We start from the raw sequence: 355 nt of genomic DNA, 5'->3' as shown, positions 1-355 counted from the left end.
TGTTCCATGCTCGCTATGTCGTCTTTAATTTCCGCTCCGCGCGTATCCGCCACAAAGTGAGATGACGGCGCTTCTGGGGTCTCTTCTGGCCGTTCTTGTTGCGATTTTTGGCCGGTTGCTGGCTCTGGTGGGGCAAGGGTTGCGGCGGCGGCTTCGGCAATCTCTTTCTCTCGGCTCAATCTCTCGTCCGCCTGTGCCCAGCTTTCTCCTGGGCGGGCGTGTTTCTCGACGTGCTTAAGCCAGTCCTGGCCTCGGCTAGAGATGCGATTGAATACCGCATCAAACTGCATTGAGCTATCATTGTTTGTAGCCATTTCTCTTCTCCCTACAGTGGATGGTTAGCCTGCTGGCGGCA

Annotated in this window: 1 protein-coding gene; it reads right to left on the bottom strand. The window is 56.1% G+C overall.

Features of this window, described 5'->3' with window-relative positions; all coding sequences use genetic code 11:
• Positions 1-314, bottom strand: a 314-nt coding sequence (locus tag AXE65_RS01840) for a hypothetical protein (RefSeq protein ID WP_153015364.1), incomplete at its 3' end; no start/stop codon positions are given.
• Between the last annotated feature and the right edge of the window lie 41 nt (positions 315-355).

This window comes from Ventosimonas gracilis, assembly GCF_001580025.1.
Classification (GTDB): Bacteria; Pseudomonadota; Gammaproteobacteria; order Pseudomonadales; family Pseudomonadaceae; genus Ventosimonas; species Ventosimonas gracilis.
The sequence above is the reverse complement of the archived record's forward strand: the minus strand, read 5'-3'. Positions and strand labels throughout refer to the sequence as shown.